11 protein-coding genes and 1 pseudogene are annotated in these 7,886 nt (G+C 38.0%); all 12 read right to left on the bottom strand.

Features of this window, described 5'->3' with window-relative positions; translation table 11 throughout:
• On the bottom strand, positions 1 to 353 hold a 353-nt coding region (locus U0M88_RS08230; RefSeq protein WP_331869512.1), incomplete at its 3' end, for a pyruvate formate lyase family protein.
• Between the two features lie 11 nt (positions 354 to 364).
• A complete protein-coding gene (locus tag U0M88_RS08225; protein WP_117446236.1) occupies positions 365 to 1,126 on the bottom strand; it encodes a DeoR/GlpR family DNA-binding transcription regulator in 762 nt (253 codons plus the stop codon).
• 93 nt (positions 1,127 to 1,219) lie between these two features.
• The gene (locus U0M88_RS08220) at positions 1,220 to 1,747 is read right to left on the bottom strand and encodes a PepSY domain-containing protein (protein ID WP_331869511.1); all 528 of its coding nucleotides are present in this window, start codon (positions 1,745 to 1,747) and stop codon (positions 1,220 to 1,222) included.
• A 424-nt stretch (positions 1,748 to 2,171) separates the two neighbouring features.
• Complete coding sequence (locus tag U0M88_RS08215; RefSeq protein ID WP_117446239.1) at positions 2,172 to 2,435, bottom strand: hypothetical protein; 264 nt, start codon at positions 2,433 to 2,435, stop codon at positions 2,172 to 2,174.
• 146 nt (positions 2,436 to 2,581) lie between these two features.
• Positions 2,582 to 3,166 carry a signal peptidase I gene (gene lepB, locus U0M88_RS08210; RefSeq protein ID WP_331869510.1) on the bottom strand — a complete coding sequence of 195 codons (585 nt, stop codon included), beginning with the start codon at positions 3,164 to 3,166 and terminating at the stop codon, positions 2,582 to 2,584.
• Positions 3,159 to 3,782: a Spy0128 family protein gene (locus U0M88_RS08205; protein WP_331869509.1), complete on the bottom strand. Its 624-nt coding sequence runs from the start codon at positions 3,780 to 3,782 to the stop codon at positions 3,159 to 3,161. The genes lepB and U0M88_RS08205 overlap by 8 nt, the downstream gene beginning before the upstream one ends.
• Positions 3,782 to 4,147: a class B sortase gene (locus U0M88_RS08200; RefSeq protein WP_442902245.1), complete on the bottom strand. Its 366-nt coding sequence runs from the start codon at positions 4,145 to 4,147 to the stop codon at positions 3,782 to 3,784. The genes U0M88_RS08205 and U0M88_RS08200 overlap by 1 nt, the downstream gene beginning before the upstream one ends.
• Before the next feature lie 66 nt (positions 4,148 to 4,213).
• On the bottom strand, positions 4,214 to 4,528 hold the full coding sequence (locus U0M88_RS08195) for a hypothetical protein (RefSeq protein ID WP_320801992.1): 315 nt from the start codon (positions 4,526 to 4,528) through the stop codon (positions 4,214 to 4,216).
• 59 nt (positions 4,529 to 4,587) lie between these two features.
• Positions 4,588 to 4,680: pseudogene (locus tag U0M88_RS08190) on the bottom strand (IS200/IS605 family transposase); the annotation flags it as partial.
• A gap of 233 nt (positions 4,681 to 4,913) precedes the next feature.
• Positions 4,914 to 5,177 (bottom strand): hypothetical protein, encoded by a 264-nt coding sequence (locus tag U0M88_RS08185; protein WP_320801993.1) that lies wholly within the window; start codon positions 5,175 to 5,177, stop codon positions 4,914 to 4,916.
• Complete coding sequence (locus tag U0M88_RS08180) at positions 5,170 to 6,990, bottom strand: ABC transporter ATP-binding protein (RefSeq protein WP_229035752.1); 1,821 nt, start codon at positions 6,988 to 6,990, stop codon at positions 5,170 to 5,172. The genes U0M88_RS08185 and U0M88_RS08180 overlap by 8 nt, the downstream gene beginning before the upstream one ends.
• Positions 6,983 to 7,886: ABC transporter ATP-binding protein (locus U0M88_RS08175; protein ID WP_331869508.1), on the bottom strand; the 904-nt coding region annotated here is incomplete at its 5' end. The genes U0M88_RS08175 and U0M88_RS08180, both read right to left, overlap by 8 nt.

The raw sequence follows: 7,886 nt of genomic DNA, 5'->3' as shown, positions 1-7,886 counted from the left end.
TATGGAAGAATCTCTTTTCGGAAAGTTTCAATATCCTCTGGACGAACCTGAAAACGATCCTGTGGACGAGAATCGATCGTTTCTAATTCTTGGTCAACCCAACTGATACCACTTTCCGGAAAAACAACGCCATATCGGACGCCTTTTGTACGATTTCCTACGATCAATTCTTCCGGTTCTACACCGATTTCCAATTCATTTAACGCATTATATAATGCATACGCTCTTTTCATCTGAGCAGATTCACCTTCATGCTCCTTATATGTTCTTGTGATGATCAACGCCTGTTCGATACTCACATATCGAGGCTGTGAAAGCATTTTGTCTTTTAAAATTTGAATTCGATTTTCCATAGTGTGTCCTCCTAGTCTAAAACTTCGATTCCGTATTTTTGACAAAGCTTGCGATGAGCTTTTCCTAACGCATGATCGGTGATCAACCCGGTAAATTCTTCCACACGGGCATATTTATAATTTCCAATCTGACTGAATTTTTCATGATCGACAAGCATATAAGTCAGTTTTGATTGCTTCATGACCACATGTTTTGTCACTCCATCATTGGCCATATACGTATAAACGGCGTCTTCTTCCAAATCCAGTCCAACTACGCCCATAAATGCGATATCAAAATGAAAGTTTTCCAACATCTGATCAGCCAGACTGCCGACAAACCCATCTTTACCAAAGTCAAATTCACCACCAATGAAGATGACATTACTGTTGGAGTTGACCAAAATATTGATTACTTCCAATGAATTGGTCACTACAGTAATGGGAAGGTTCTTTTCGGCAATAATACGAGCCAGTTCAACGACCGTGGTACTGATATCTAAGAAGACAACACTGCCATCCTCAATTTTCTGTACAGCTTTCTGTGCTATCGTTTTTTTCTGTTCCGTATTTAGTTTCTTTCGTTGTGCTGCCGTTTTCCGTTGTACATTTTCTTTGACCGGAATAGCACCACCATAAATTTTCTTACATTTGCCTTCTTTTTCCAGAACGCTTAAATCTTTACGAATCAAATCTTCTGTGACCGAAAAACGCTCACTTAATTCTTTGACACGTACGCTTCCCTTACTGATCAGCTCTTCTACGATCAAGTCTTGTCTTTCTTCCACAAACATCTTTTATCACCACAACTACTATAACACATCAATAATAAATAATAAAGAAAAATAAACAACAATAATAAAAAATAAGAACCCGTTTCCAGGTTCTTAATCATGTACGCTGTCTTGTGTTGTTCTTATAATCGTTCCATCGTTTCCGTTGATCGTATAATCATATTCTGTCGATCCCTCTGTCACTTCGATCTCATAGAAGATACCATTTGGTTCTACATCACGATCGGCATCGGTAATCGTACCATCGGCATGATTAGATAGTGCGATCTCCTGTGCTTTCTGCATTCCGATATCGGTTGTATTATTTTGTGTATTGTTTTGTTCAGTAGACTGCGTTGATTGTTTTGGAAGTTCCTCTTTTTCAAATCCATTGATATCTCCAAAGCTTCCTACAGTAATCTCATAACGAGCATCCTCTGTAAGAATCGTAAACTCATACTCTGATAACAAGAACTCTTTTTCGCTTTTTTCTTCAATAATTTCCGCCTTTTCATCCGATACCCGATCTAATGCGATATCTCTTGCCTTTTCTAAATTGACCTGCAATCCAAAAAACAAAGAAACGCCAACGATCAAAACGACAACAACCAGAACAAGAATAAGGATAACTGATTTTTTCATAAAACCCTCCCTGTTATATATATTCTATCAGAACTTATTCGATCGCTCTATGATTTTTGCTCTTAAAACCAAAACTGCAGAATCAACTGGAAAAAAAACATAAAGACCCATATCACAAGCAATGAAAAACCTTCTTTATTTCTCTTATATTTGTGATACTCAATAGCTCTTATCACCACCAATAACAATAGAAATAAGATCAACAATGCATTAACAATATAAAAGGGAATCCAATGTGTTTTAACATTCACACAGATAAAAACCATTAAAGTAATAGTCAATATAACTTCTATGGTTTCCAAGTTGAATTGAGGCTTTCTTTTCATAATAAACCCCGCGCTTTCAACTTCATTATAAACTATATTGTATTTTTTTACACTCATATAAAAAAACAGGATATTATTGAATCCTGTTTCTACCTTATCTATGCAACGCAAAGCTTTACGTCTAAGTTTTTATTTTGTACCGAGGATTTCTGAAAACAACGAACGATCTGCATCAGCTGTTCAGAAACGGGCTTTTTCTGCACGATACGAATTTTTGTGCGGTCCTGGATCTTCACCAATGCATTATAAAGTGTTTCAAGACTCTCTTCGGGTTTATAATCCACCTGCAACAAGAGGAAAATTTCTTCAAGAGGACGATCCATCTCCTGAATACGATCTAATATAATGTTGATTCTTCTCAAATATATCACTCCTTTACTCTTTTATACTACATAGAATGAAAAATGTTGTCAAATTTTTGTTAAATATTTTCAAAAAATTTGTAAGCGATTACTTTAAAGAGGTTTCAAAATAAAAAATCATAGTGAATTAACTCCTCTATGATATATTAAATGCCACTTCTACGAATTACGGTCATGACTTTACCTTGTATTTCCGAACGATTTACCGGTCCTAATATTCGAGAATCTTTGCCGCCTTCACGCAAATCTGCCAATAAAAAATAGCATTGAGAAGGAACCTTTACCGGCAAAGAAATTCCACCTTCATATTTCCCTGTGGAATAGTAAATATCTGTTTCCATAACGGAATGACCGTTGATTTGTAAATAATGGTCCTCTGAAATATCAACTTCATCGCCTTCTCTTGCGACCACTCTTCCGACATAAGTTTTATCTTCCTTAGTATAGACAAGTACATCACCAATCTGATAAGTCTGATCAAGACGATAAAATAACAGTAAGTCACCGGCAGCTATCTTTGGTTTTATATCTTCATTTGGCATTGGCATAAGACCAAATAAAACACCAAACATTAGATATAAAATCAACAACATTGCCATTAGACGCATTCCAAAGAACTTTACTTCCGCCCATGCCTTTGATTTCTCTTCTCTTACTTTTTTTGGATGTTTACCGTGCCTTCTTGAAGGAAAACGATTGGATACAGCCTTTACAACCGGATCATCAGCCATCTTCTTTTCTCCTGTAAGCAATCACCAGTATGACCAATAGAATGAAAGCTGCGATACATAAAAACCAGCAGCTTTGCATCTGCGTTGTGTATTGTGTCTTGGTTTTATCTATGTTTTGTTTTGATCCGGTTAACTGATACGAATTGGAAAAATGAATATCCTCTGTTTTTTCTACAGAACCATCCTTATAAGCTATAACAGAAGCCGCAAAAGTATGATTCAAATCATAGTATACATCAACAGTAAGGTAATAGATTGCAGGATCGTATATAACCTGCTCTTGATGATCATTAATCTGTGAAATACGATAAAAATAAGTTCCTGTCGTATCAAAGATCAAATTCTTGAAGGAAACATACCCTTCATTTTCTACTGCTGTTTCAACAACATCCTCGGCTATGGCTTCCTTTTTTTCATTTAATGTTTCCAGTTTGAAACGATATACTTCTCTGGGAGGACTTTGCTTTGCATCCGCCAAGACGGAAAGGTGTGCCTGCAATCGAACTGTCAAACTATTCTCTTGCGCAAAAACAGGCTTCATAAATCCCATGGATAAGCAGATGGCAAAAACAATCAAAACAAGAAGACGTCTATTCTTTTTTAATTTATTTATCATTATGGCGCCTCCTTTTCTATCTCATTTAAAACACCAAACACAACGATACGATCATTTGTCGTGGCACTCATACAAGTTGATAAAGCAATGATTTTATCCGTAGATTTTACGTTCGATTCCAAATAGACCTTGGCATTCTCGTGGACAAAATCTTGAAAGGAATTCCTATGTTGTTGTATGGAAGCGATATGGTAGACATTAGATTCATATGCATCACACTCTAATGCCGCATACAATCGAATCGCAATCATCTTATCCGAAAGATACAATATTCCTTTCTGATGTTCTTTCAAGTACGATTGATCGAGCATTTTTGACAAATCCCCATACATAGCCCCATTTTCCATATGATGACCAAACGTCACATTGTAACTATCTGAAAAATCTTCCTGGTTTTGCGATGAAAGGAAAATGGATCCACTTAGCGCAAATTATCCTAATGGATCTTTGTTCAAGTACTCCATGTCATCCTTTCCCTGTAAAACAGGATAATCAATGTGTGTGTCATCCACGGTGATCCGGGCCTTGACATCTAGGTTTTGTTTTCTTAACTCGTCAAAGCCGGGGCTGTGAATGCCGTCCGGCTTATAACGAAGTAGACTGTCCGATACAAACGCATTATTATTGATTCGATAAATATCCCACAAAGAGTAAGCTCCATATGAGAAAAGCAGCAAGATTAATAAAACGGCAATTAGAGATAAAAGCTTATTCCCCAGCCTTGCGACACTTTCTGCAATCTTCATAGAATACAGCCACCTTAGAAAGGATCTTTATTCGACCAACTATGCATCATTTCTACGTCTTTTCTCCTGTACTTCGGTGCAAATACCACATGATACTTACAATTCCATTTCGTATGTGATAAACTGTGTAAGTCATCAGCATACTGTGACATAAAAGACCTCCTTACATCTTTCGTTGTAGCTTGCAGACCACATACGAATTATAATGCAAGGAGGCTCTTTTTTTTCATGATCTCTTCGCTTAAGCTTAGGCGGACCCTAGACTATCTAGAGGTTTTACTAGCCAAAAACAGAACATTCAAAACTTGAATGTTCTGCTTGCTCATTTTTAGTCATTTTCCCGGTCCATCATTCCGTACTTGTTTTAACGAAATGATATTGTTTTTTAGCCAATTCCTCTGATTAGATAAACGTGATCGTTGTTTTGTTGAACATCTTCAAAAACTTTTTGAAGTGATAAAAGTTCATCTGGTATAGTATTTATCTGCCTTAATTCAATCACGACATCTTCTGAAATATTCATCAATTCCTCTTGTAAAGATGTTATATCCTGCACCTTTGCTTGCTCTAATCGTAGTTTAGCAACAATATCACTGTATGCTTCTTCCAGATTTCTATAGTCATCTAAAGTAATTCGAACTTTATTCAATTTCTTCATCTCCTTCAAACTGTGCATTATATAAATTGTAATAGAAACCTTGTTTTTTCATAAGTTGTTCATGATTTCCGACTTCTACGATATCTCCATGATCCATGACGAGTATCGCATCGGCGTTTTTGATTGTAGATAATCGATGGGCAATGACAAAGCTGGTTCTGCCTTTCATCAATTCATCCATTCCTTTTTGAATCAAGATCTCTGTTCGTGTATCTACACTAGAAGTTGCTTCATCTAAAATCAAAATAGAAGGATCAGCTAAGAAAGCACGGGCAATGGTTAACAACTGTTTTTGTCCCTGTGAGATATTACTTGTATCATTGCCTAACATGGTTTGATATCCATGATCTAAGGTATGAATAAAATGATCGACATGAGCAAGTTTACAGGCTTCGATAACTTGCTGATCCGTAGCGCTTTGTTTTCCAAAGCGTAAGTTTTCCATAATCGTTCCTTCAAACAACCAGGCATCCTGTAAGACCATACCCACTTTGCTTCGAAGATCACTTCGTTTCATATCTTTAATATTTACGCCGTCTATATAGATGGCACCACTATTCAACTCATAAAAGCGCATCAATAATTTGACGATCGTTGTTTTTCCGGCACCGGTCGGTCCTACGATGGCTACCGTCTGTCCGGGCTTAACATACATAGAAAAGTTATGAATGATCGTCTTATCTGGTTCATAGCCAAAAACAACATTTTCAAAAGATACCTGTCCTATTGTTTCCTGGTTGGAAACTGGCGCTGTAGAATCCGGAAGTTGTTCAGGCTGATCCAGGAATTCAAAGACACGCTCGGCCGCCGCTGCGGTTGACTGCAACGTATTCATCGATTGTGAAATTTGGTTGATCGGCTGGGTAAAGTTACGTGTATAGGTAATAAAAGATTGTATATCCCCTAATGCAATCTCTTGTCGCATCGCCAAGTATCCACCTAAAATACATACACCGACATAACCTAAATTTCCGATAAACTGGGTTAACGGCATCATCAATCCGGATAAAAACTGGGATTTCCATGCGCTTTGATAAAGATCTTTGTTGTAGGTTTCAAAGGTTTGCATGCTTTGTTTTTCACCGTTAAAGGCCTTCACAATGATATGTGCCGAATACATTTCTTCAATATGACCATTGACGATTCCCAAGGATTTTTGTTGCTGCTTAAAATACGATTGAGAACGTTTCACAACAAACATCACAACGATAATGCTTAATGGTACGATCACAAGAGCCAATAAGGTCATCTTCCAGGATATGGATACCATCATGACCAAAAATCCGATCACACGAACCAGATTGCTTAAAAGTGAAGACAAGGTCTGGTTTAAGGACTGTACCAATGTATCAACATCGTTGGTAAAGCGCGAAAGAATATCGCCATGGGCATGTTTATCAAAATAAGAAAGCGGAAGACGATCGATCTTCTGATTCATTTCTTTTCGTAAAGAATACCCGATCTTATTAGATACACCGGACATCAAAAAGCCTTGTACATATTCAAAAGCTGAACTTAATGCGTAAATGGCACAAAGTATAGATACGATCTCAAAGATCTTATCAAAGTCTATACCACCGGTTCCCTGTACCTTTGCCATAAAGCCATTGGCAATCTCGGTAATGATATTCCCCATGATTTTAGGGCCGACAACACTGATTACAACGGAAACCACAGCCGTAATCAAACCAAGAATAAAACTAAATTTATAAGGAGCTAAAATGCGCACGATCTTTTTTAAAGAGCCTTTAAAATCTTTAGGCTTTTGTACGCTTTGTCCTCTTCCATGCATTGGGCTAGACATTTTCAAGCTCCTTTCCATTCATTTGTGAAAGAACAATTTCCTGATAGACTGAACAAGATTCCATCAATTCTGAATGCGTACCTTTTCCTACCATTTTTCCTTCTTCCAAGACAATGATCTGATTGGCATGAAGGATGGTGGAAACACGCTGTGCGACAAGAAGTACCGTGCTTTTCGTTTCCTGAATCGATGTATGCAGCTGCTGACGCAGCCTGGCATCGGTCTTATAATCCAGAGCACTAAAGGAATCATCAAAAATATAAATTTCCGGTTTGCGAATCAAGGCTCTGGCAATCGAAAGTCTTTGTTTCTGACCGCCGGATACATTGGTTCCCTGCTGGGCGATCGGTTCTTTAATCCCCTTTGGCTTGGCATCGACAAATTCTTTAGCCTGAGCAATAGCTAAGGCTTCATCCATTTCTGTTGCATCGGCATCCGGTTTGGCATACTTCAAGTTAGATTCGATCGTTCCTGCTAATAATACACCTTTTTGTGGAACATAACCGATTCGATCACGCAGGCTTGAGGCATCTACATTGCGAATATCTACACCATCCACACGAATCGTACCTTCGCTGACATCATAAAATCTAGGCACCAGATTCACTAACGTACTTTTCCCGGAACCTGTGCTCCCGATAAAGGCCGTTACTTCTCCGGGGCTGGCGGTAAAGCTGATATCGGTTAATACATCTTCATCGGCACCGGGATAGCGAAATGAAACATGATCAAATTCGACTTCTCCGCGTTTTGTTTTATCAAAATCCATCGGATGTTCGGGTTCAAATACGGTATTTTCTGTTTGTAGAATTTCATAGACGCGCAACGCACTGACGTTGGCTCTTGGGATCATGATGGCAATCATCGTGATCATCAAAAAAGCCATGATGACCTGC

The organism is Faecalicoccus sp., from assembly GCF_036552745.1.
Taxonomy (GTDB): domain Bacteria; phylum Bacillota_I; class Bacilli_A; order Erysipelotrichales; family Erysipelotrichaceae; genus Faecalicoccus.
This window is presented reverse-complemented; position numbering and strand designations above follow the sequence as displayed.